This window comes from Georhizobium sp. MAB10 (genome assembly GCF_045012825.1).
Classification (GTDB): Bacteria; Pseudomonadota; Alphaproteobacteria; order Rhizobiales; family Rhizobiaceae; genus Georhizobium; species Georhizobium profundi.
This window is the reverse complement of the sequence record NZ_CP118314.1, coordinates 1,136,908-1,159,209: the sequence shown is the minus strand read 5'-3', so window position 1 is coordinate 1,159,209 and position 22,302 is coordinate 1,136,908. Positions and strand designations below refer to the sequence as shown.

Genomic DNA, 22,302 nt, shown 5'->3' with positions numbered 1-22,302 from the left:
CTCTTAATGATTGAAGATGGAGTGAAGCTTGCCTAGTCGCCAGCAAGCCCAGATCGACGAGACGGACATTCTCTCAAGCCCTCGCGCGGAGACCGACGACGGCGCATTCGGGCCGGACGATCAGCTGTTTCGCATCGGCGACCTTGCCTCCGAGTTCGGCGTGACGCTGAGGACCCTTCGCTTTTATGAGGACAAGGGGCTCCTGCAACCGCGTCGCATCGGCGTGACCAGGCTCTACTCACGTCGCGATCGCGCCAGGCTGAAGCTCATCTTGCTCGGCAAGCGTCTTGGCTTCTCGCTGGAGGAAGTGCGCCGGATGATCGAGCTCTACGATCCGGAAGGCCGCAACAAGACACAACTGAAGGTGGCGCTGGACAAGGGCGGCGAACAGCTGCAACGCCTCAAGGAGCAGCGCGTGGAGATCGATACGGCCATCCGCGAACTGGAACAGACGATGGCTGTCGTGCGCGAGATGCTGTCGTCGTCGACGTGAATCGATCGACACATATGCACGCCTGCGCGATAAAATTGACGTTTACGCAAACGTCAATTTTTGCTATGCCGTCATCAACCAAACGCTCCTGCTGTATTCGCGCTTCAATGAGGAGGCATTCATGCCCGTGTACAAGGCCCCGGTCGACGATACCCTGTTCATCCTGAACGATGTGCTGGGCTTCGAGCGGTACAACAATCTCGCCGGCTTTTCCGACGCATCGTCCGACATCATCGAAGCCGTGCTGCAGGAAGGCGGCAAGTTCGCCGAAGAGGTCCTGTTTCCGCTGAACCAAGTTGGCGACCGCGAAGGCTGCGAACGCCTGCCCGACGGCCAGGTCAAGACGCCCACCGGCTTCAAGCAGGCCTTCGAGCAGTATCGCGAAGGCGGCTGGCTCGGTCTCGCCGCGGATCCGGAATATGGTGGCCAGGGCCTGCCCTACGCGCTGCACACCGCCGTCGGCGAATTCATGTCGTCGGCCAACATGGCGCTGATGATGTATCCGGGCCTGACCCAGGGCGCGATCGCCGCGATCCAGGTCCATGGCTCCGACGAGCAGAAGCAGGCCTACCTGCCGAAGATGATCGAGGGCACCTGGACCGGCACGATGAACCTGACGGAGCCTCATTGCGGCACCGATCTCGGCATGCTGCGCACCAAGGCCGTGCCGAAAGGCGACGGCTCCTACAAGATTTCCGGCCAGAAGATCTTCATCTCCGCCGGCGAACACGACATGGCCGAGAACATCGTCCATCTGGTGCTTGCCCGCATCGAGGGTGCGCCGGAAGGCACCAAGGGCATCTCGCTCTTCATCGTGCCGAAGTTCAAGCTGAACGCAGCCGGTGAGCCCGGCGAGAAGAACGGCGTTTCCTGCGGCTCCATCGAAGAGAAGATGGGCATCCACGGCAACTCCACCTGTGTCATGAACTATGACGAGGCGGAAGGTTACCTGGTCGGCACCGAAAACCGCGGCCTGAACGCCATGTTCGTGATGATGAACGAGGCGCGTCTCGCCGTCGGTCTGCAGGGCCATGCGATTGCCGAAGTCGCCTACCAGAACGCCGCCAACTACGCCCGCGAGCGCATCCAGGGCCGCGCGCTCTCCGGTGCCAAGGCGCCTGAGAAGAAGGCCGACCCGATCATCGTCCATCCGGACGTGCGCCGCACGCTGATGACGATCCGCGCCTTCAACGAGGCTGGCCGTGCGCTGCTCCTCTGGACGGCTCTGAAGTCCGACATCGCGCACCGTTCCGACGACGAGAAGGAAAAGCAAGCCGCCGATGACGTGCTCGGCCTGATGACCCCGATCATCAAGGGTGTCCTGACCGACAAGGGCTTCGATCACGCGGTTGCTGCCCAGCAGATGTATGGCGGCCACGGCTACATCGAAGAATGGGGCATGAGCCAGTTCGTGCGCGATGCCCGCATCGCCATGATCTATGAAGGCGCCAACGGCATCCAGGCGCTCGATCTCGTAGGCCGCAAGCTCGGCCTCAATGGCGGCCGCGCCGTCATGGCCTTCTTCAAGGAGGTCGAGGATTTCTGCGCCGAGAACCGCGAGAACGAAAAGCTCTCCTTCTTCACCAAGCACCTGAAGAAGGGCCTCGGCGACCTTCAGGCCTCCACCATGTGGTTCATGCAGAACGCCATGGCGAAGCCGGACAATGCCGGTGCCGGCTCGACTGACTACATGCATCTCTTCGGCCTCGTCGCGCTCGGCTATATGTGGGCGCAGATGGCGAAAGCCGCATCCGAGAAGCTCGCCGCCGGTGCGAACGGCCAGTCTACCTATCTCGAAAACAAGCTGATCACGGCAAAGTTTTACATGGAAAAGGTGATGCCGGAGACGGCACTGCGCCGCGCCCGCATCGAGACCGGTGCGGATTCCATGATGGAACTGGCCGCCGAGGCGTTCTAGAAGTCGATCGGCCTCGTTGGGCAGGCGCATCTTGCAGTGCCTGCCCGAACTGTTTTGGAGGAAACAGTCATGATCCAGCCATCCGAAGTTCTTGGAACGCCCCTGCCCGCCTGGCGGACAGACGACGTCGCCATGCTCGAAGATATGGCGACGCGCTGGCTCGAGGACGAGATCGCGCCGCACTACGAGCGGTTCGAAAAGCAGGAGATGGTCGACCGGGAAAGCTGGACGAAGGCGGGAGAAGCAGGCCTTCTCTGCGCATCCATGCCGGAGGAATACGGTGGGTCGGGCGGCTCCTACGCCCATGAGGCGGTGATCATCGAAGCGCTCGGCCGCACCGGTACCGACGGCTTCGGTATCGCGCTCCACAACGCGATTGTCGCGCCCTACATCCTGCATTACGGCTCCGAGGAGCAGAAGCAGAGATGGCTGCCTCGCATGGCGACCGGCGAACTCGTCGGCGCGATTGCCATGACCGAGCCCGGTGCCGGCTCCGACCTTCAAGGCGTGAAAACGACCGCGAAGAAGGACGGCAACCAGTACCTGATCAACGGCTCCAAGACCTTTATCACCAACGGCCAGCACGCCAACCTGATCATTGTCGTCGCCAAGACCGACCCGGCGAAGGGCGCCAAGGGCACCTCGCTGATGGTGGTGGAAACCGACGAGGTCGAAGGGTTCGAGCGCGGCCGCAACCTCGACAAGATCGGGCTGAAGGCCAACGACACGTCCGAGCTCTTCTTCAACGATGTCCGCATCCCGACGTCGAACATGCTCGGCACTGACGAGGGCCAGGGCTTCATCCAGCTGATGGAGCAACTGCCGCAGGAGCGCCTGCTGATCGCCAATCAGGCGATCGCGATGATCGAGCGGGCGCTTGCCGTCACCATCGACTACGTCAAGGAACGGAAAGCCTTCGGCAAGGCCGTGATCGAGTTCCAGAACACGCAGTTCAAGCTCGCCGAACTGAAGTCCGAAGCGACGATGGCACGCGTCTTCGTCGATCATTGCGTCGATCAGCACCTCAAGGGCGAGCTGACGACGACCACGGCGTCCATGGCCAAGTACCTCTTGAGCGACCTGCAGTGCCGGGTCGCCGACGAATGCCTGCAGCTCTTCGGCGGCTATGGCTACATGAACGAATACCCCATCGCCCGCATGTTCCGCGACGCCCGCGTCCAGCGGATCTACGGCGGCACCAACGAAATCATGAAGCTTCTGATCGCCCGCTCGCTTTGAGCGGGTGGCCATAGCTTCGAACTAGGGAGACCTGACGAATGGCCGACGTTTATGTTTACGATCACGTCCGCACCCCGCGCGGCCGCGGCAAGAAGGACGGATCGCTGCACGAGGTGCCATCGGTGCGCCTCGGCGCCCATGTGCTGAAGGAAGTGCGCGACCGCAATGGCCTCGACACGGCAACCGTCGACGACATCATCTTCGGCTGCGTTGACGCGGTCGGTGAGGCTGGTGGCGACATCGCCAAGGCGTCGTCCTTCGAGGCCGGCTACAAGACCCAGGCGCCCGGCATACAGATCAACCGCTTCTGCGCTTCCGGTCTCGACGCCATCAATTTCGGCGCCGCCAAGATCGCTCAAGGCGCTGACGACATCGTCATCGCCGGTGGCGTGGAATCCATGTCGCGCATCGGTCTTGGCATGGCCGGCGGCGCATGGTTCATGGATCCGTCCGTCGCCTTCCCAGCCTATTTCATGCCGCAGGGCGTTTCAGCCGATTTGATCGCCACGAAATACGGCTTCTCGCGCGACGACGTCGATGCCTATGCGGTGGAAAGCCAGAAGCGCGCCGCCAATGCCTGGGAGAAGGGCTACTTCAAAAAAGCCGTCGCTCCGGTCGAGGACATCAACGGCATGACGATCCTCGACCATGACGAGCACATGCGCCCGTCGACCGACATGCAGGGTCTTGCAAGCCTCAACGCGTCCTTCGTCATGCCTGGCGAAATGGGCGGCTTCAACGCCGTCGGCATCCAGGCGCATCCGGAGATCGAGACGGTCAACCACGTCCACCACGCCGGCAACTCCTCCGGCATTGTGGATGGCGCCGGCGTCGTGCTGCTCGGCTCCAAGAAGGGTGGCAAGTCCATGGGCCTTGCGCCCCGCGCCCGCATCAAGGCCTTCGCCAATATCGGCTCCGACCCGGCGCTGATGCTGACCGGCCCGGTCGATGTGACCGAGAAGCTCCTGCAGCGCGCCAAGATGAAGCTCGAGGACATCGATCTCTTCGAGCTCAACGAGGCATTCGCGGCCGTCGTGCTGCGCTACATGCAGGCCTTCGACATTCCGCACGACAAGATGAACGTCAATGGCGGCGCCATCGCCATGGGCCACCCGCTCGGCGCCACCGGCGCCATGATCTTGGGCACCGTGCTCGACGAGCTGGAACGCCGCGACCTCAACACTGCGCTGGTCACGCTCTGCATCGGCGCCGGCATGGGCACGGCGACGATCATCGAGCGCGTCTGAGAACCGGGGAGATTTGAAACCATGGCTTACAAGAACTTCACCGTCGAAACCGACAATGACGGCATCGCTCTCTTCACCTGGGACATGCCCGACAAGTCGATGAACGTCTTCACCATGGAGGTGATGGACGAGATCGAGGCGATCTGTGACGCGACGACAGCCGACGACAAGGTCAAGGGCGTCGTCTTCACCTCCGGCAAGAAGACCTTCTCCGGTGGCGCCGACCTCACCATGCTCAAGGGCATGTTCGCGATGATGGCCGAGGAAAAGGCCAAGGACGCCGGCAATGCCACGAAGAAGCTCTTCGACGCGGCCGGACGCATGAGCTGGCTGTGGCGCAAGATCGAGACCTGCGGCAAGCCGTGGGTTTCCGCAATCAACGGCACCTGCATGGGCGGCGCGCTGGAACTGTCGCTCGCCTGCCACGGCCGCGTCGCGGCAGACGACAAGTCGGTCAAGATCGGTCTGCCTGAAGTCAAGGTCGGCATCTTCCCGGGCGCCGGCGGCACGCAGCGCGTTCCTCGCCTCACCAATGCGCAGGACGCCCTGCAGATGATGACGACCGGGTCGTCGCTGTCGCCGCAGCGCGCCAAGGCCATGGGCCTGATCCACGAAATCACCGAGCCGAAGAAGCTCGTCGCCACTGCCAAGAAGATGATCAAGGACGGCCTGAAGCCGGTTCAGCCGTGGGATGAAAAGGGCTTCAAGGCTCCCGGAGGCGCCGTCTGGTCGCCGCAGGGCGCCCAGCTCTGGCCTGCCGCCTCCGGCATTCTGCGCCGCGAGACCAATGGCAATTATCCGGGCGCGCTCGCGATCCTCAAATGCGTCTTCGAAGGCCTGCAGCTGCCGTTCGATACGGCGCTCAAGGTCGAGCAGCGCTATTTCACCCACGTCCTACAGACGCCGGAAGCCTTCGGCATGATCCGCTCGCTCTTCGTCTCCATGCAGGAGCTGAACAAGGGCGCGCGCCGTCCGGCAGACGTAAAGCCGACCAAGTTCAAGAAGATCGGTGTCGTCGGCGCCGGCTTCATGGGTGCGGGCATCGCCTATGTGACGGCCAAAGCCGGCATCCCGGTCGTGCTCGTCGATCGCGACATGGAAGCGGCCGAAAAGGGTAAGGCGCATTCCGCCGACATCGTGAAGAAGGGCGTCCAGAAGGGCAAGACCACGCAGGAGGAAGGCGATGCACTCCTCTCGCTGATCACGCCGTCGTCCGATTACGCCGATCTCGACGGCGCTGATCTCGTGATCGAGGCGGTGTTCGAGGATCGCGACATCAAGAAGACCGTCACCGAGGCAGTCGAGGACGTGCTGAAGCCGGCCGCCGTCTTCGCCTCCAACACCTCGACGCTGCCGATCACCGGCTTGGCCAAGAACTCCAAGCGCCCGAAGAACTTCATCGGCATCCACTTCTTCTCGCCCGTCGACAAGATGATGTTGGTCGAGATCATCCTCGGTAAGAAGACGGGCGACAAGGCGCTCGCCATGGCTCTCGACTATGTCGCCGCGATCAAGAAGACGCCGATCGTCGTCAACGACACGCGCGGCTTCTACGTCAATCGCTGCGTGCTCGGCTACATGAACGAAGCCTACAACATGCTGATCGAGGGCGTCCCGCCGGCGATGATCGAGAATGCCGCCAAGATGGCCGGCATGCCGGTCGGCCCGCTGTCGCTCAATGACGAGGTGGCGCTCGACCTGTCACAGAAGATCCTGAAGGCTGCCATCGCCGATCTTGGAGAAAAAGCCGTCGATCCGCGCCACATGGACCTCGTTAACACGATGGTCGACAAGCACGGACGCTTCGGCCGCAAGAACGGCAAGGGCTTCTACGATTACCCGGCAAAGCCGGCGAAGAAGCATCTCTGGCCGGAATTGAAGACGCTCTTCCCGCAGCAGAAGGCCGACGACATCGACGTCGAAGTCCTCAAGCAGCGCTTCCTGGTCGGCATCGCGCTGGAAGCGACCCGCACCATGGAGGAAGGCATTGTCACCGATCCGCGCGAAGCCGATGTCGGCTCGATCCTCGGCTTCGGTTTCGCGCCTTACACCGGCGGCGCCATCTCCTACATCGACGCCATGGGCGCGGCGAAGTTCGAGGAACTCTGCAAAACGCTCGCCAAGAGCTACGGCAAGCACTTCAAGCCGACCCGCATCGTTCAGGAACTCGCAAAATCCGGCGAGACCTTCTACCAGCGCTTCGGCCAGGAAGAAACGGTCAAACAGGCCGCCTGAACCGGCGCCTTTTCGCGCGACCAGAAACCCGGCGATCTCCGCCGGGTTTTTTTATGCCATTGCCGCAGCATCGAGGGCGCGATAGGGAACGGGCATGACCATTCTCCTCCTCGCCATCCATGTCCTTGCTACCGTCTTCTGGGTCGGCGGCATGGCCTTCGCCTATCTCGTCCTGCGCCCCGCCGCGGCTCCGCTGGATCCAGCCGCCCGGTTGACGCTTTGGCGCAACGTCTTTGCCAAATTCCTGCCAGCCGTCGGCTGGGCCGTCATCGCACTTCTTGTTACGGGGTTCGCGATGATCTTCGTCACCTTCGGCGGTTTTGCCGGCGCGCCTGTCTCCGTCCATGTCATGACGCTGACGGGCATTCTCATGATGCTGCTCTTCTTCCACATCGTCGCGGCACCCTGGAAGCGGTTCCGAACGGCAATCGACGCAGGCGACTATGCGCAAGGCGCGCGCAATCTCGACAAGATCCGCAAATTCGTCGGCATGAACCTCGTGCTCGGCCTGCTGACGGTGGTGATCGCCACAACCGGACGCTATTGGTAACAGGCAGACCACAGGGAGCAGCCCCGATGGCCACGATCGACTATTATTTCTTCGGCGCGTCGCCCTTCGTCTATCTCGGCCACAAGGCGCTTGAAGACACTGCCGCCAAGCACGGCTGCGGCATCGCCTACAAGCCGGTCGACATCGCCGCGATCTTCGGCAATTCCGGCGCCAAGCCGCTGAAGGAGCGGCCGCTTGCCCGCCAGCGCTACCGGCTTCTGGAACTGCAGCGGGCAGCCGACCGCCGCGGCCTGCCCATCAATCTCGCGCCGCGGCATTTCCCGGTCGATGCGACTCTCGCCGACCATGCCGTGATCGCGCTGCTCGACGAGAAGCAAGACCCGTCGGCCTACATGTTCGAGATCTTCTCCGCCGTCTGGGCGCGTGAGGAGAACATCTCCGATCCCGCCGTCATCACGCGCTACCTCAATGCCTGCGGCTTCGACGGAGACGCTATTTTGAGAGCCGCGCAAGGCGAAGATGTCGCCGCTCGCCGCCGCCAGAACACGCAAGAAGCGATCGCCGCCGATGCCGTGGGTGTGCCGGCCTATGTGCTCAACGGCGAAGTGTTCTGGGGCCAGGACCGCATCGACGATCTCGACCGCGCGCTGTCTTCGGGCCGTGCTCCGTTCAGCGCTGCAAAATCCTAGGTCATTCTAGGGATTTTATTCCTACATCTCTTTACTCCGCGCTGTCCTGGCGGTAGAACGATCAAGACGCAGCCGCATTCAATGGCCGCCCTGATCGAGCGGGAACCCAACCATGCTTTCCCATGACCGCATATGGGCAGCGATCGATGCCTTGGCCGAGCGCCATAAGCTCTCGCCATCGGGCCTCGCACGGCGTGCCGGGCTTGACCCCACCTCCTTCAACAAGTCCAAGCGCCAGGCATCCGACGGCCGGTCCCGCTGGCCGTCGACCGAGTCCGTGTCCAAGGTGCTCGAAGCGACGGGCTCCTCGCTGGAAGAGTTCATGGCCATGGTGCGCGGCCAGGCGGCAGGCGCAGGATCCGAGCGTGCCGCACCCGGTTCGAACGCCATTCCCCTTCTCGGTTTCGCCCAGGCCGGCGCCGGCGGTTTTTTTGACGATGGCGGATTTCCGGCCGGCCAGGGTTGGGAGATGGTCGATTTCCCGACGGCTCCCGGCGGCAAGGGCGTCTACGCGCTCGAAGTTCAAGGCGAATCCATGCTTCCGCTCTACCGGGACGGAGACGTGTTGATCGTGGAGCCCCATGCCCAAGTGCGGCGCGGCGACCGCGTGGTGGTCAAGACGCGAGAAGGCGAGGTCATGGCAAAGATCCTGCACCGCCAGACGGCCCGCACGATCGAACTGTCATCGCTCAATATCGAGCATGAAAACCGGGTTTTCGACATGGCGGACGTCGAATGGGTCGCCCGCATCATCTGGGCAAGCCAGTGATCAAGCGCTTCCTGCGCAGCCTGATTCTGCCGGTGACGCTGATTGCGTGCCTGCTGATCGGCCTCTTTACCGCCATGGATTATTTCGCCGCCCTGGAAGTGGTGGAGCGCCCGCCTCAGCCGGCCGCCGAGATATCGGCCGAGCCGAAGCTTGAAGAGCCGCAGCGCCGGGCATCACCCTCACCGCCTTCACAAACCAACATGCCGAGACCGGTCGATCCCGATCTTTTCGGCCAGCCCTTCACGGCGGCTCCTGCCGAGCTGGAACGGATCGAGGCGCGCCAGCCGATCTCCGAACCGCCACCGCCGCGCGAGGAACCAAAGCCGCTCCTCTACCGCCCGCTTGCCTTGTCCGCTGGACTGGTCTCGATTTCCGGCCGCAATCTTGCGCTCGAAGGCATCGTGCCGACGCCGGCCGACCGGTTTTGCCCCGATGAAAGCGGGCAGCGCTGGCCGTGCGGCATGATGGCCCGCACCGCCTTCCGCAATTTCCTGCGCGGCCGCGCGCTCGCCTGCGATCTCGACGAGGCGAACTGGGAAGGGACGGCAACAGCCAACTGCATGCGGGGAGAGACCGATATCGCCGCCTGGCTCGTCACCAATGGCTGGGTCGATGCAGAGCCGGGTTCCGCCTATGCGGAGCTTGCCGATGCGGCGCGCGAGGCCCGCATCGGCATCCATGGTTCTGATCCGCGCTGAGACGGAGGTCAGGCAGCCGTCAAGCGGCCCTCAAGAGCGTCGTCGATCAGCGCCCGCGTTTCCGCAATCCCGTAAAGCGCGGCAAACGAGCCGAAGCGCGGCCCGCGCTCCTGCCCGAGAAGCACCTCATAGATCATCTGGAAGAAGGCGATCGACACGCCGGGCCCACCCGACGGGCTCTTCTTGGCGTGATCCTGGTAACGCTCGATGGCGCGCGCCACGTCGAGCGCCGCGTCCTGAATGACCGCGCCGTCCGCATCCGCCGGCAGCGTACCGAGTTTTTCCGACAGCGCCGCCAAGGCTTCCCGCTCGACCGCATCCGGCGCACGGAACCGCTTCGCCGGCTTCACGAAATCGTCGAAATAGCGGATCGCATAGCCGACCAGCCGGTCGAGCTCTGGATGCGTCTCGGCCGTCACGCCTGGCGCATAGCGCGAGATGAAGCCCCAGAGGACCGCATTGTCGTGAGCGTTCGACGCGCTGACGAGATTGAGCAGCAGCGCGAATGGCACCGGCAGATCGATCGCCGGCGGCTCACCATCATGCATATGCCAGACGGGATTGGAGAGCCGGGTCGGCCAGTCCTGCTTCCCGTAGGCGCTGAGGAACTGGTAGTATTCGTCGACAGCACGCGGAATGACGTCGAAATGCAGCCGCTTCGCCGTCTTGGGCTTCTGGAACATGTAGAGCGACAGGCTCTCGCTCGGCGCGTAAGCGAGCCATTCGTCGATCGTCAGGCCGTTGCCCTTCGATTTCGAGATCTTCTGCCCCTTGTCGTCCAGGAACAGCTCGTAGTTGAAGCCTTCCGGCGGCGTTCCGCCGAGCGCCTTGCAGATCTTGGAGGACAGCGTGACGCTGTCGATCAAATCCTTGCCCGCCATCTCGTAATCGACGCCGAGCGCGAACCAGCGCAGCGCCCAATCGGCCTTCCACTGGCACTTGACGTTGCCGCCGGTCACCGGCGTTACCATGCGCTCGCCGGTCTCAGGGTCCAGGTAGGTCACCGTTCCCGCCGCGACGTCGCGATCGACCATCGGCACCTGCAGCACGACGCCCGTGCGCGGGCAGATCGGCAGAAAGGGCGAATAGGTCGCGCGGCGCTCCTCGCCGAGCGTCGGCAGGATGATCGCCATCACGTCGTCATAGACGGCCAGCATGCGCAGGAGCGCTTCGTCGAACCGGCCTGACGTGTAGTAGTCGGTGGCGGAGGCAAATTCGTAGTCGAAGCCGAAGCGATCAAGGAACGAGCGCAGCCGGGCATTGTTGGCGGCAGCGAAAGAGGGATGCGCATCAGAGAACGGGTCCGGCACGCGGCTCAGCGGCTTGCCGAGATAAGTCGCCATCATCTCCTTGTTCGGCACGTTGTCCGGCACCTTGCGAAGCCCGTCCATGTCATCCGAGAAGCAGATGAGCTTGGTCGGCACCCGGTCGCCGGTCAAAACGCGGAACGCGTGGCGCACCATCGAGGTGCGCGCCACTTCACCAAACGTTCCGATATGCGGCAGGCCCGAGGGGCCATAGCCGGTTTCGAAAAGCACCACATCCGGAAAGCCGCTCTTTTCATAGCGTTTGACGAGCTTGCGCGCCTCCTCGAACGGCCAGGCCTTTCCGCCTTGAGCCGCCGCGATCACATCCGGATCGAAACTCTCGTGATGGGACAGGCTTGCGCCTCGCTCGGGATCGCTCATCGTCTCAATTGTCCGTGCTTGTCAGAGGGGCCGGCACCTGAAGCACCCGCAAGGCCGGCCCGTGGGGCTGGCTGGCCGCAGCTATGCCGTGCCGACCCTTTCGCGTCAACATTTCGCGCCTTCGTGAACGCAGTTTGCGTTGCGGCAACCGGTGCTCGGCGCCATATCGATGGTAGAGGCAATCAAGGAGCGACCCCTCGCGATGGAACTGTTCGGCTTGAGCGAACCGGTCGTGCGGATGGGCGTCTTTATCGCCATCTTTGCGGCTTTGGCGCTTTTGGAACTGGCAGCACCCCGGCTGGAGCGGCCCGAGATGGTTGGTGCGTGGCGCTCGAAGCGTTGGATTACCAACGTCTCCATGGTCGTCCTGTCGTCGGTCTGCCTGCGCATCGTCTTTCCGCTGGCTGCCGTCGGCACCGCGCTTTGGGCAGAAAGCCGCGGCATCGGCCTCTTCAATGTGCTCGACGTTCCCGTCTGGCTTGCCGGCCTCATCGCCTTCATCGTGCTCGACTTCGCCATCTGGCTCGAACACTGGGCGAGCCATCGCTTCCCGCTATTGTGGCGCATCCACCGCATGCACCATGCCGACAGCGGCTTCGACTTCACCACCGCGTTGCGCTTTCATCCTCTGGAGATCGTGCTCTCCATGGTCTGGAAAGCTGTGATCGTCATCCTGCTCGGCGCACCTGCCCTTGCCGTTCTGATCTTCGAGATCGTTTTGAACGGCGCGTCGATGTTCAATCACGCCAATCTGAGGCTGCCGAAATGGCTGGATGCGCCGCTGCGCCTTGTGATTGTGACGCCCGACATGCACCGCGTCCACCACTCCACCGATAGGCGCGAAACCAATTCCAATTATGGGTTCAACTTTCCCTTCTGGGATCGACTGTTCGGTACTTATGTCGACCAGCCGCGGCGCGGCCATGACGGCATGGAGATCGGCCTCGAGCACTATCGTGGCGAAGAAACCGCAAGGCTCGGCTGGGCGCTCGCCCTGCCGTTTCGCAAGCTCGACAGCTAGAGCTCAGTAAAGCCCGTTGGGGAAGTAGCGCAAATAGAGTTCCGCGAAGCGGCCGCTTTTGTTGAGCGACATCAGCGCGTAGTCGAGACCTTCCGCGAGTTGGGGCAGATCGTTCCTGACAGCGATCGAGAGCCCGTTGCCGAGAAACTCGCGCGACAGGAAGGGCCCGTCCAGAAACCCGCAGCATTCGGCCGAAGCCGGACTGCCGAGCCAGAACGACAGTTGCAACCCGTCGGCAAAGATCCCGTCGACCCAGCCGCCCTGGACGGCGCGGTAGAGCATGGTGGAACTCGCGAACGGAACCGGCGTCAAATCCGGAAAGAAGCGCTGAAGCATCGCTGCATGGGCGGAGCGTTGTATGACACCGATCCGGGCACCCAGTTCGAAATGATCGGCTGCCACCCGGTCGGTTCCGGCCTCAGCGGCCTTCACGACGAAACGCGCCGGCAAGTCCATGATCGTGCGGGTGAAAAGATAGCGCTCGCGGCTTTCCTCGCTCACCTGCAAACCGGCCATGATCACCTCTCCCTCGCCGGCCGCGAGCGCCGGTTCCAGCTCGTCCCATGGCAGCGCCTGGACCTGGCAGCGGGGCTCGATGTCCAGTTCCCCGCAGAGCGCCCGCGCTAAGTCGACATGAAAGCCGGCAAGCCGCCCGCTCTGGTCGAGAAAGCTGAATGGCGGAAAATCGGTCGTCATCAGGAAGCGCACGCGTCCCGCGCCAGACAGGTCTGGCAAGGCCAGCCGCTCCCGTGGATCAAAAACATTCGGGACTTTTACGGTCTGGCCCCAAGCAGAACCGCTCGGCAAGCCGATCAAACAGAGTAAAAAAACAATTAACCCATAGAAAGCCAGGGATGTTTTATTTTGTTGTCTCGCTAGCATGCTAGGCCTTGAGCAGAGTGGGGCAGGCATCGCCTGGGGCTGTGTGACACAAGACCAATACACGTCCGCGGCGGCGCGGCGAAGTATGCTTTTGACTTCCGTTCCAACTTCCGACGCCGGCGGCCTCGGCCGCGCCATCGCCCGTGCTAGCCTGCCCCTTGCAAGATCAGCAACTGAAGAGTGCTCGCATCCGGTCGACATCCTGTCCCGCGTTCTGAGACGGCTGAACCTCTCAGATCAGCAATTGGCCGAAGCGGCGGACCGCGCCTTGCGGAATTCCACCTCCGTCGATCGCGAACTGCTCGCAGCCCGAACCGTAACCGAAACAGCCTATTACCAGGCGGTCGCCGCCGAACTCGGCCTCGCCTTCATCGAGACGATCGATCCGCATTTGGTCATTGTGACGCCGTCGATCGACGCGCTGCTGATCATGCCGCACAAACCGATCGGCATCGATCATCGCGGACGCACGCGCAAACTGATCGCACCGGATCTCGCAGGACTGGTCAGTCTTGCCGAAAAGCTCTCTCGGCACGGTGGTCTGCGCCTAGCCTTCGCGATCACCACACCCTCAGCCGTCAGGCAGGCCGTATGGGCGGTCCGCAGCCAAGAACGCGTTGCGGAAACCGTCGGGCACCTCTTCGAAACACAGCAGGCGGCGAGCGCGCGGATCGTGGCGACCGGCAGCCAGGGGTTTGCCTTCGGGACCGTCTTCACGATGCTGGCAGCGCTTCTGATCGCCTTTCCGGTGATCATGCTGATTGGGGCGCATCTGTTCCTGACAAGTCTGTTCGCCACTCTCCTATGGTTACGGGCAACCGCCTTGATCGACGGGTATCGCTTCGATCCGGAGATCGCGCCTGCCGACGCCACCGATCCGACGCTGCCGGTCTATACGGTGATGGTGGCGCTTTACCGCGAACACGCGATGGCCGGGCAATTGGTACGCGCGCTGGACGCAATCGACTGGCCGCGCGCCAAGCTCGACATCAAATTTGTCTGCGAGGCGAATGACCCGGAAACGATCGCCGCCTTGCGCGCGCAGCCACTCGGCCCCGAATACGAGATCGTCGTCGTGCCGCGCGTTCTGCCCTACACGAAGCCCAAGGCGCTGAACTACGCCATGGCCGGTGCACGCGGCGAGCATCTCGTCATCTACGATGCGGAAGACCGCCCGCATCCGGCACAGCTGCTCCAGGCGCTGGCGCGCTTCAGGGCCGGCGGCCCCAAGCTCGGCTGCGTCCAGGCGCCCTTGGTCATCGCCAACCCGCGCCACTCCTGGATCACGGCTCTCTTTGCGCTGGAATATGCGGTGCTCTTTCGCGGGCTCCTGCCCTTTCTCGCCCGCAACGACCTGCCGCTGCCGCTGGGTGGAACCTCCAACCATTTTCGAACGGCAACGCTGCGGGAGGTGGGCGCGTGGGACCCTTTCAATGTGACCGAAGACGCCGATCTCGGCTTTCGGCTTGCCACGCACGGTCATCGGCTGGGCGTGATCTCCCTGCCGACGCTTGAATCGGCGCCCACCGATATCCACACCTGGCATAACCAGCGCACGCGCTGGTTCAAGGGCTGGATGCAAACCTGGCTCGTGATGCTGCGCCGCCCGCGCGGCGGACCGAACGCGCTCGGCTTCGTGCGCTCCGCCACCTTCCAGATCATGACGATCGGGCTTCTCGTTGCCGCCTTGCTCAGCCCGGCAATGGTCTATTTCTTCGGCTTTTCGATGATCTCGGCACTGTCGGTCGACGATCCCAGCCGCACGGGCTTTGAATCCATCCTGTTCGTCGCCGACATCACCATCCTGACGGCAACCTTTGCTTGTTTCGTCCTGCTCGGCCAGCGCGCGATGTCGCCGCTTGAGCGGCTGCGGGTGGGATGGCGCTGGATGCTTCTGCCCGTCTACTGGGCGCTTATGACATGGGCCGCTTGGACCGCGCTTTACGAACTTCTCCGCCGGCCGCACCACTGGGCGAAGACGCCGCACCGGCCGACATCGGCTGCAACGGGCGCCGCCATCGATTCCACTGAGAAAAGTCTGCCAGCCGCCTGCCCGCGTGATCGGCACAGAATCATTTCACCGGAAGCGCGCTGATCGGGCCCAGATTTCGCCATAGTGTATGAGGGTTTTTCTGGAGCGGGTGAAGGGAATCGAACCCTCGTATGCAGCTTGGGAAGCTGCCGTTCTACCATTGAACTACACCCGCTCAATGCCGCTAAACCTATCTGTGCAAACGCCTTTCAGCAAGCCGAAAAAGCTTAGGAACTACTCGTCGTCCGGCCAGACGAGACTGGCTCGATGACGGATTGCCGCAGGCAATTTTTGATAGTTTGACAAGTCCGCCCCCACTCCTCACACTCCGTAACAGTTCGAAACAAATCCGGAGGGAAAAGATGGGCATTTCTGACAAGTGGAACGCATACGAGCCGACCAAGGGCACTCTCGGCTGGGTCGCCGCAGGCTCTGCCGTTGCAACGGTCGTTCTGGGCTTCACGCTCGGCGGCTGGGTTACCGGTGGCACCGCCAATGAAATGGCGCGTGATGCCGCCAATGCGTCGCGTGCCGAACTGGCCGCCTCCGTCTGCGTCGACAATTTCCGTGGCGTGGACACGGCCCGTGCCGATTTCGAAGAACTGACCGGCATGCGGCCGCATCAGCAGCGCGGTTTCGTCGAGAAGGCAGCATGGGCGCAGATCCCGGGCGTCGACCGTCTCGGTCGGGATGCAGCATCGCGCTGCGCGGAAATGATCGTCGCGCTCGATCCTTCGGAACTTTCCATGCCGGTCGCCGAAGTCGTGGATGATGAACCGGAAACTGCGATTCAGTAGGATCCGGCCTCCAGTCAAAGGGCGGCGTCGTCCCTGCCTCCGCCCTTTGACCTTTTCGATTTCTGAGACAGCTTGACTTGCAGGGCCCCGCATTCCACCTAACGGCCGCTCTTCCCTGCTGCAGGCCGCCCCATGAATTCGCTGAAAACCCTGATTGAATCCCGCCGTTTTGAATGGTTCATCACCGCCTTGGTGGTGATCAACGCCATTACGCTCGGGCTGGAAACCATGCCCGCCGTCATGGAGCGCGTCGGCGGGTTCCTGAGGGTGCTCGACCGCGCGATCCTTACCATCTTTGTCGTGGAACTGCTGGCGCGCCTCGCCGTCTACCGAATGGCCTTCTTCCTTGATCCCTGGCGCATCTTCGATCTGCTGGTCGTCTCGATCGCCGTTCTGCCCGCAACCGGCAATCTCTCCGTTCTTCGCGCATTGCGCATCCTGCGCGTGCTGCGCCTCATCAGCGTCGTGCCATCCCTGCGCCGTGTCGTCGGCGGCCTGATCAACGCGCTTCCGGGCATGGGATCGATAGTCTTCCTGCTCGGCCTCGTCTTCTACGTCTTCTCGGTCATGGCGACCAATCTTTACGCGCAGAGCTTCCCCGAATGGTTCGGCTCCATCGGCGAATCCGCCTACACGCTGTTCCAGGTCATGACGCTCGAAAGCTGGTCCATGGGCATCGTCCGGCCGGTGATGGAAACCTACCCGCTCTCCTGGCTGTTCTTCATCCCGTTCATCGTGGCGACATCCTTCACCGTGCTCAATCTCTTCATCGGCATCATCGTTTCGGCGATGCAGGAGGAGCATGAGGCAAGCGCCGCGGACGAGCGCGACGACATGAAGGAAAACCAGCGCAAGATCCTGGCGGAACTGTCCGCTCTGAAGGCAGAGATCGCTCGACTGAATGGCAGCCCGGCGGCGGCTCTCAAGGAAAGCAGTCAGCCCTAGTCGATCGACCGGAAATGCTTGGAAAGCTTCAGGCCCTGCGCCTGATAGTTGGACGAGAGATCCGTGCCGTAAAGCGCATTCGGCCGCTCCGCCATGTGCTCGTAAACCAGGCGCCCGACGATCTGCCCATGTTCCAGGATGAACGGCACTTCGTGGCTGCGCACTTCCAGCACAGCCCGGCTGCCGGCTCCGCCGGCGGGATCGTGCCCGAAACCGGGATCGAAGAAGCCGGCATAATGCACCCGGAACTCACCGACCAACGGGTCGAAAGGCGTCATCTCGGCCGCGAAGAGCGGCGGCACATGCACCGCCTCGCGCGAAACGAGGATGTAGAACTCGTCCGGATCGAGCACCATCTCGGCCGCCTGGCGGCGATGGATCGGCTCCCAGAAATCGAGAACGTCGTGGGCAGCCTTGCGATCGACGTCGATGACGCCCGTGTGACGCTTGCCGCGGTAGCCGATAAGCCCACGCTCATCGCCTTCCAGATCGATGGAAAGCGCAATGCCCCCGCCGGAGATATTGGCATCGCCCGTACTGACCAGGCGCTCCGACGCATGCAGATCGACAAGCTGCTCCTCGTTCAGGAGTGCATTGCCGCTGCGGAACCGGATCTGCGACAGACGTGAGCCGGCACGCACGATGATCGGGAACGTGCGCGGGCTGATCTCGATGTAAAGCTCGCCGTGATAGCCAGCCGGAACCTTGTCGAATTCCTGACCGCCATCCACCATCACGCGCGTGAAGATGTCGAGCCGGCCGGTCGAGCTCTTGGGATTGGTGGAAGCGCTTAAGCCCGCAGGCAACGCCAACCTTTCCATCAGAGGCACGATATAGACGCAGCCTGTCTCCAGAACCGCGCCTTCGCTCAGATCCACCTCGTGCAGTTTCAGGCGATCGAGCTTCGTGCGCACAGGCGTTTCGCGCCCCGGCAGGAAGCTCGCGCGGACGCGAAAGGCCCGTGCACCGAGGCGAAGATCGAGGCTTGCCGGCTGGATCTGGTCGCCGTCCAGCGGCCGCTCGGTGACAAGCGCTCCCGTTTCGAACAGCGCCGCAATCGCGGCATCGGCCAATATGCCGGGTGTCAAGATCGTTCCCTCGCCAGCGTCTCAAGGCCGCATCATTCGCAGCCATGCAGAATTGACGCAAGATTGGAGTGCCGGTATAGCCTCCTTATCCCGTGGTGATTTGGCCGGCCGGCTTGCAGCCACGTTAAAGAAGTTGCTAAAATGGTCGGGTGTCACGAACCGGCCAGCTATGCGGCCGGTTTTTTTGTGACCGCGTTGCGGTTGAGAACGGAAAAAGCACGATGACATCGAAGACCTGGCGTACGGCAACCGCCCTCGTCCACGGCGGCACCACGAGATCGCAGCACGGCGAGACCTCCGAGGCCCTCTTCCTCACGCAAGGCTACGTCTACGAAAGTGCGGAAGCCGCCGAAGCGCGCTTCAAGGGCGAGGCGGAAGGCTTCATCTACTCGCGCTACGCCAACCCGACCGTCGACATGTTCGAAAAGCGCATGTGCGGGCTGGAAGGCGCCGAAGACGCCCGGGCGACCGCAACGGGCATGGCCGCCGTTTCCGCAGCGCTTCTCTGCCAGGTGAAGGCGGGCGACCATGTCGTTGCTGCCCGCGCGCTCTTCGGTTCCTGTCGCTGGGTCGTCGAAAAGCTGATGGCGCGCTACGGCGTGGAGACGACGCTGGTCGATGGCCGCGACATCGAGAACTGGAAGAAGGCCGTTCGCCCGAACACGAAGGTCTTCTTCCTCGAGAGCCCGACCAACCCGACGCTGGAAGTCATCGACATTGCTGCCGTCGCAACGCTCGCCAATGAGATCGGCGCCCGCGTCGTCGTCGACAACGTCTTCGCAACACCCCTTTTCCAGAAGCCGCTGGAGCTTGGCGCACATATCGTCGTCTATTCGACCACCAAGCACATCGACGGCCAGGGCCGTTGTCTTGGCGGCGTGATCCTCTCCGACAAGGAATGGATCAACGAGCATTTGCACGACTATTTCCGCCACACCGGCCCGTCCATGTCGCCCTTCAATGCCTGGACGATGCTGAAGGGCCTGGAGACGCTTCCCCTGCGCGTCCGTCAGCAGACGGAAAGCGCGACCCGCATCGCCGACGCGCTCGATGGCCGCAAGGGCGTCAACCGCGTCATCTATCCGGGCCGGGCCGACCACCCGCAGGCCGACATCATCGCCAAGCAGATGAGCGGCGGCTCGACCCTCGTTGCCATCGACATCGAAGGCGGCAAGGCGGCAGCGTTCGCGTTCCAGAACGCGCTCGAGATCATCCGCATCTCCAACAATCTCGGCGATGCCAAGAGCCTGATCACCCATCCGGCCACCACGACGCACAAGAACCTCGCCGAAGACGACCGCGTGGAACTCGGCATTGGCGCCGGCACGCTGCGCCTGTCCGTCGGGCTCGAGGATACCGACGATCTGATCGAGGACATCGACCGGGCGCTATCGGCGATCTAGTCCGGGTCGGCGAACAGGCTGCGCGCCTCAACGATCCGCGACAGCGCCGTATAGAAGCAGAGGATCGCGAAGAAGATCGCGATCCACGCAAAATATCCGGGCACAAGACAGAAGGCGAGGAAGACGAGCAGCGTTTCGGCAGCCTCCGCCAAGCCTGTCGTGAAATAGAAGGATTTCACGCCGCGCGCCTCGGTCGAGAGCCCACGCTTTTGCGCAATCGTCGCGAAAGCCAGAAAGCTCGCGCCATTCACGTAGAAGGACAGCAGCAGCAGCCCGCCGGCGATGCCGTTTTGCTGCGGATCCTGAATAATGAAGGCCAGCGGGATGAGGCCGTAGAAAGCGAAGTCGAGAACGATATCGAGAAACCCGCCGAAATCGCTTGGCGCCGTTGCGCGCGCCACTGCGCCATCGAGACCATCGAGCGCACGGCTCACCAGAATGAGGACGAATGCTGCGAAAAACTGCTCGGCGACGATCGCAGCTCCGGCGAAAACGCCGATCAGCAGGCCAACGAGCGTGACGTGGTTGGCGCTGACGCCCCAGCCTGCCAGCCCCCGGCCAATGCGGTCGAGGGTCGGCTGGATGATGGATTTGGCTGCTCCGTCCAGCATTGTGCCTGCCCCTGATGACGAAATGCCACGCCGCTGTAGCGTCCCTTGGCGCTTCTGGCCAGCACCGCCGCGTCACGCTGCCGTGAGGATGCCGTTAACACTACCGAAACTATGATTCTTGACGTGTCGTGGCCGCTGTAGAATATCAGCGAGAGAATAGGCCGCCGTTGCGGCTTGGAAGGAATGACCATGTATCGCGCATTGACCCGCGACATCGAAGTAACGGTCGAGCCCTTCTATCTGGACGACCAATCGGACCCGGACGACAGCCGTTATGTCTGGGGCTATCGCATCGTGATTGCCAACAAATCCAACACGGTCGTTCAACTGAAGAGCCGCTACTGGCACATCACCGACGAGCAAGGCCGCGTCGATGAGGTTCGCGGCCCTGGCGTCGTCGGCGAGCAGCCCATCCTGCGCCCCGGCGACAGCTATGAGTACCAGTCGGGCTGCCCGCTCGATACGCCGTCCGGCGTCATGTACGGCCTCTACGAGATGCAGTCGGAAGACGGGGAGAGCTTCGAAGTGGCCATTCCCGCTTTCTCGCTGGATCGACCAGGAGCGGCGAGAACCCTCAATTGAGCGATGCGCTCGATTTCCGGCCGGTTTTTCTTGTTACAGGCACCCTCCTCGCCGCGCTCGGGCTGGCCATGCTCGTTCCGGCGCTCGTCGGGTTTGCCGCTCAGGACGAAGACTGGACGGTTTTTGTCGTCTGTTCGCTGATCACCACGCTCGTTGGCAGCTCGCTCTTCGCCGCAACCAGAGGCACCGCGCAAGGCCTCTCCCGGCGTCAGGCATTGTTGATGACAGTGATCTCATGGCTGGCGCTCGTCTTCTTCGCCTCCCTGCCCTTCGTCTGGACCGGCGTTCTACCGAGCTACACCGACGCATTTTTCGAGAGCATGTCGGGTCTGACGACCACCGGCGCGACCGTCATCATCGGGCTCGACACCACCTCGGTCGGGGTTCTGTTCTGGCGCGGCCTACTGCAATGGCTGGGCGGCCTTGGCATCATCGTCATGGCAATCGCGGTGCTGCCCATGCTGCAGATCGGCGGCATGCAACTGTTCAAGGCCGAAGCCTTCGACACGGCCGAAAAGATCCTGCCGCGCGCGCGCCAGATATCCAGTTCCATCACCTTCGTGTTCATCGGCATCACGCTGATCTGCGCCATGTGCTACGGCGCCGCCGGTATGGGCATCACCGATGCGGTCATCCATGCCATGACCACGGTCGCCACCGGCGGCTTCTCCACCAAGGACGCCTCTTTCGGCCATTTTGACAGCGCTTCCATCGAGTGGATCGCGGTCTTCTTCATGATCGCCGGATCGATCCCGTTCCTGCTTTACGTGCAGCTGCTGCAAGGTCGGGCCCGCTCGCTCTTCGATGACGATCAGGTGCGGGCGTTCCTCCTGTTCGTGCTCGCGGCTTCCCTGATCGCCTGGGGCATCGCCGATCGCAGTGGCTACCACCAGGGTCATGACGCTCTGCGACACGCGGCCTTCAACGTGATCTCCGTCGTCACCGGCACCGGCTATGCGTCGACCGATTACGGCCTCTGGGGCTCGCACGCCGTTGCATTCTTCTTCGTCATCATGTTCGCCGGCGGCTGTGCCGGGTCGACTTCGTGCGGGATCAAGATCTTCCGCTTCATCGTGCTGTTCGAAGCGGTGCGGGAACACATCTACCGCGTGCTCTATCCGCGCGGCATCTTCCGGCCGAAGTTCAACGGCCGACCGATCGAAGGCTCCGTCATCACCTCGGTGATGAGCTTTTTCTTCCTGTTCATCATGGCTTTCGCGTTTCTGTCGCTCGGCCTGATGATGACCGGCCTCGACATGACGACGGCGCTCTCCGGCGCCGGCTCGGCGCTCTCCAATGTCGGCCCGGGGCTTGGCCATCTGATCGGGCCTGCCGGAAACTATGCGAGCCTCAACGATACGGCGAAATGGATCCTGTCGGCGGGCATGTTTCTTGGCCGCCTGGAGCTGTTCACGATCCTCGTGCTCTTTCTGCCGCGGTTCTGGCGAACCTGA

At 62.7% G+C, this 22,302-nt stretch carries 20 protein-coding genes, 1 tRNA gene and 1 riboswitch; of the genes, 16 read left to right on the top strand and 5 right to left on the bottom strand.

Annotated elements, in window-relative coordinates; translation table 11 throughout:
* Positions 1-28 precede the first annotated feature (28 nt).
* From PU133_RS05280 to PU133_RS05240, 9 genes are all read left to right on the top strand, one after another.
* On the top strand, positions 29-493 hold the full coding sequence (locus PU133_RS05280; protein WP_404863794.1) for a MerR family DNA-binding transcriptional regulator: 465 nt from the start codon (positions 29-31) through the stop codon (positions 491-493).
* Positions 494-614: 121 nt separating this feature from the next.
* Positions 615-2,411, top strand: coding sequence for an acyl-CoA dehydrogenase C-terminal domain-containing protein (locus PU133_RS05275; RefSeq protein WP_404863793.1), 1,797 nt, complete (start codon positions 615-617; stop codon positions 2,409-2,411).
* Positions 2,412-2,480: 69 nt separating this feature from the next.
* Positions 2,481-3,650, top strand: a complete 1,170-nt coding sequence (locus tag PU133_RS05270) for an acyl-CoA dehydrogenase family protein (RefSeq protein ID WP_404863792.1) — start codon at positions 2,481-2,483, stop codon at positions 3,648-3,650.
* Positions 3,651-3,688: 38 nt separating this feature from the next.
* Positions 3,689-4,897 carry an acetyl-CoA C-acetyltransferase gene (locus tag PU133_RS05265; protein WP_404863791.1) on the top strand — a complete coding sequence of 403 codons (1,209 nt, stop codon included), beginning with the start codon at positions 3,689-3,691 and terminating at the stop codon, positions 4,895-4,897.
* Positions 4,898-4,918: 21 nt separating this feature from the next.
* Positions 4,919-7,132 carry a 3-hydroxyacyl-CoA dehydrogenase NAD-binding domain-containing protein gene (locus PU133_RS05260; protein WP_404863790.1) on the top strand — a complete coding sequence of 738 codons (2,214 nt, stop codon included), beginning with the start codon at positions 4,919-4,921 and terminating at the stop codon, positions 7,130-7,132.
* A 94-nt stretch (positions 7,133-7,226) separates the two neighbouring features.
* Positions 7,227-7,682, top strand: a complete 456-nt coding sequence (locus PU133_RS05255; protein WP_404863789.1) for a CopD family protein — start codon at positions 7,227-7,229, stop codon at positions 7,680-7,682.
* Positions 7,683-7,708: 26 nt separating this feature from the next.
* Positions 7,709-8,332, top strand: a complete 624-nt coding sequence (locus PU133_RS05250; protein WP_404863788.1) for a 2-hydroxychromene-2-carboxylate isomerase — start codon at positions 7,709-7,711, stop codon at positions 8,330-8,332.
* Between the two features lie 112 nt (positions 8,333-8,444).
* Complete coding sequence (locus PU133_RS05245; protein WP_404863787.1) at positions 8,445-9,101, top strand: helix-turn-helix transcriptional regulator; 657 nt, start codon at positions 8,445-8,447, stop codon at positions 9,099-9,101.
* Positions 9,068-9,799, top strand: coding sequence for a thermonuclease family protein (locus tag PU133_RS05240; protein WP_404863786.1), 732 nt, complete (start codon positions 9,068-9,070; stop codon positions 9,797-9,799). The genes PU133_RS05245 and PU133_RS05240 overlap by 34 nt, the downstream gene beginning before the upstream one ends.
* Before the next feature lie 8 nt (positions 9,800-9,807).
* Here PU133_RS05240 and PU133_RS05235 read toward each other — a convergent pair whose 3' ends face one another.
* Positions 9,808-11,487 carry a lysine--tRNA ligase gene (locus PU133_RS05235; RefSeq protein WP_404863785.1) on the bottom strand — a complete coding sequence of 560 codons (1,680 nt, stop codon included), beginning with the start codon at positions 11,485-11,487 and terminating at the stop codon, positions 9,808-9,810.
* Between the two features lie 202 nt (positions 11,488-11,689).
* Between PU133_RS05235 and PU133_RS05230 the strand changes: the two genes are divergently transcribed.
* Positions 11,690-12,508 (top strand): sterol desaturase family protein, encoded by an 819-nt coding sequence (locus PU133_RS05230; protein ID WP_404863784.1) that lies wholly within the window; start codon positions 11,690-11,692, stop codon positions 12,506-12,508.
* Between the two features lie 3 nt (positions 12,509-12,511).
* Here PU133_RS05230 and PU133_RS05225 read toward each other — a convergent pair whose 3' ends face one another.
* Positions 12,512-13,243, bottom strand: a complete 732-nt coding sequence (locus PU133_RS05225; RefSeq protein WP_404863783.1) for a transporter substrate-binding domain-containing protein — start codon at positions 13,241-13,243, stop codon at positions 12,512-12,514.
* 232 nt (positions 13,244-13,475) lie between these two features.
* On the opposite strand from PU133_RS05225, the gene PU133_RS05220 reads away from it, so the two are divergent.
* Entirely contained in the window at positions 13,476-15,485 is a 2,010-nt protein-coding gene (locus tag PU133_RS05220; protein ID WP_404863782.1) for a glycosyltransferase, read from the top strand.
* Positions 15,486-15,523: 38 nt separating this feature from the next.
* On the opposite strand, the gene PU133_RS05215 is transcribed toward PU133_RS05220, so the two are convergent.
* Positions 15,524-15,597, bottom strand: a tRNA-Gly gene (locus PU133_RS05215).
* A gap of 187 nt (positions 15,598-15,784) precedes the next feature.
* Between PU133_RS05215 and PU133_RS05210 the strand changes: the two genes are divergently transcribed.
* Positions 15,785-16,219 carry a hypothetical protein gene (locus PU133_RS05210; protein WP_404863781.1) on the top strand — a complete coding sequence of 145 codons (435 nt, stop codon included), beginning with the start codon at positions 15,785-15,787 and terminating at the stop codon, positions 16,217-16,219.
* 132 nt (positions 16,220-16,351) lie between these two features.
* Positions 16,352-17,164, top strand: a complete 813-nt coding sequence (locus tag PU133_RS05205; protein WP_404863780.1) for an ion transporter — start codon at positions 16,352-16,354, stop codon at positions 17,162-17,164.
* On the opposite strand, the gene PU133_RS05200 is transcribed toward PU133_RS05205, so the two are convergent.
* Positions 17,161-18,252, bottom strand: a complete 1,092-nt coding sequence (locus PU133_RS05200) for a 2'-deoxycytidine 5'-triphosphate deaminase (protein ID WP_404863779.1) — start codon at positions 18,250-18,252, stop codon at positions 17,161-17,163. The two genes, PU133_RS05205 and PU133_RS05200, sit on opposite strands and share 4 nt — an antisense overlap.
* An 82-nt stretch (positions 18,253-18,334) precedes the next feature.
* Positions 18,335-18,413, top strand: a riboswitch (SAM riboswitch).
* A gap of 60 nt (positions 18,414-18,473) precedes the next feature.
* On the opposite strand from PU133_RS05200, the gene PU133_RS05195 reads away from it, so the two are divergent.
* The gene (locus PU133_RS05195) at positions 18,474-19,655 is read left to right on the top strand and encodes an O-succinylhomoserine sulfhydrylase (RefSeq protein WP_404863778.1); all 1,182 of its coding nucleotides are present in this window, start codon (positions 18,474-18,476) and stop codon (positions 19,653-19,655) included.
* On the opposite strand, the gene PU133_RS05190 is transcribed toward PU133_RS05195, so the two are convergent.
* Positions 19,652-20,266, bottom strand: coding sequence for a CDP-alcohol phosphatidyltransferase family protein (locus tag PU133_RS05190; RefSeq protein ID WP_404863777.1), 615 nt, complete (start codon positions 20,264-20,266; stop codon positions 19,652-19,654). The two genes, PU133_RS05195 and PU133_RS05190, sit on opposite strands and share 4 nt — an antisense overlap.
* Before the next feature lie 189 nt (positions 20,267-20,455).
* Here PU133_RS05190 and apaG point away from each other — a divergent pair, with 189 nt between their 5' ends.
* Together apaG and PU133_RS05180 are read left to right on the top strand one after the other, a co-directional pair.
* The gene (gene apaG / locus PU133_RS05185; RefSeq protein WP_126008378.1) at positions 20,456-20,848 is read left to right on the top strand and encodes a Co2+/Mg2+ efflux protein ApaG; all 393 of its coding nucleotides are present in this window, start codon (positions 20,456-20,458) and stop codon (positions 20,846-20,848) included.
* Positions 20,845-22,302 carry a TrkH family potassium uptake protein gene (locus tag PU133_RS05180; protein WP_245451443.1) on the top strand — a complete coding sequence of 486 codons (1,458 nt, stop codon included), beginning with the start codon at positions 20,845-20,847 and terminating at the stop codon, positions 22,300-22,302. Before apaG ends, PU133_RS05180 begins: the two co-directional genes overlap by 4 nt.

Coding starts and splice junctions, on each gene's coding strand:
- PU133_RS05275 (WP_404863793.1), top strand. CDS start 615: ATGCCCGTGTACAAGGCCCCGGTCGACGATACCCTGTTCATCCTGAAC.
- PU133_RS05270 (WP_404863792.1), top strand. CDS start 2,481: ATGATCCAGCCATCCGAAGTTCTTGGAACGCCCCTGCCCGCCTGGCGG.
- PU133_RS05265 (WP_404863791.1), top strand. CDS start 3,689: ATGGCCGACGTTTATGTTTACGATCACGTCCGCACCCCGCGCGGCCGC.
- PU133_RS05260 (WP_404863790.1), top strand. CDS start 4,919: ATGGCTTACAAGAACTTCACCGTCGAAACCGACAATGACGGCATCGCT.
- PU133_RS05255 (WP_404863789.1), top strand. CDS start 7,227: ATGACCATTCTCCTCCTCGCCATCCATGTCCTTGCTACCGTCTTCTGG.
- PU133_RS05250 (WP_404863788.1), top strand. CDS start 7,709: ATGGCCACGATCGACTATTATTTCTTCGGCGCGTCGCCCTTCGTCTAT.
- PU133_RS05245 (WP_404863787.1), top strand. CDS start 8,445: ATGCTTTCCCATGACCGCATATGGGCAGCGATCGATGCCTTGGCCGAG.
- PU133_RS05240 (WP_404863786.1), top strand. CDS start 9,068: ATGGGTCGCCCGCATCATCTGGGCAAGCCAGTGATCAAGCGCTTCCTG.
- PU133_RS05235 (WP_404863785.1), bottom strand. CDS start 11,487: ATGAGCGATCCCGAGCGAGGCGCAAGCCTGTCCCATCACGAGAGTTTC.
- PU133_RS05230 (WP_404863784.1), top strand. CDS start 11,690: ATGGAACTGTTCGGCTTGAGCGAACCGGTCGTGCGGATGGGCGTCTTT.
- PU133_RS05220 (WP_404863782.1), top strand. CDS start 13,476: ATGCTTTTGACTTCCGTTCCAACTTCCGACGCCGGCGGCCTCGGCCGC.
- PU133_RS05210 (WP_404863781.1), top strand. CDS start 15,785: ATGGGCATTTCTGACAAGTGGAACGCATACGAGCCGACCAAGGGCACT.
- PU133_RS05205 (WP_404863780.1), top strand. CDS start 16,352: ATGAATTCGCTGAAAACCCTGATTGAATCCCGCCGTTTTGAATGGTTC.
- PU133_RS05195 (WP_404863778.1), top strand. CDS start 18,474: ATGACATCGAAGACCTGGCGTACGGCAACCGCCCTCGTCCACGGCGGC.
- PU133_RS05190 (WP_404863777.1), bottom strand. CDS start 20,266: ATGCTGGACGGAGCAGCCAAATCCATCATCCAGCCGACCCTCGACCGC.
- apaG (WP_126008378.1), top strand. CDS start 20,456: ATGTATCGCGCATTGACCCGCGACATCGAAGTAACGGTCGAGCCCTTC.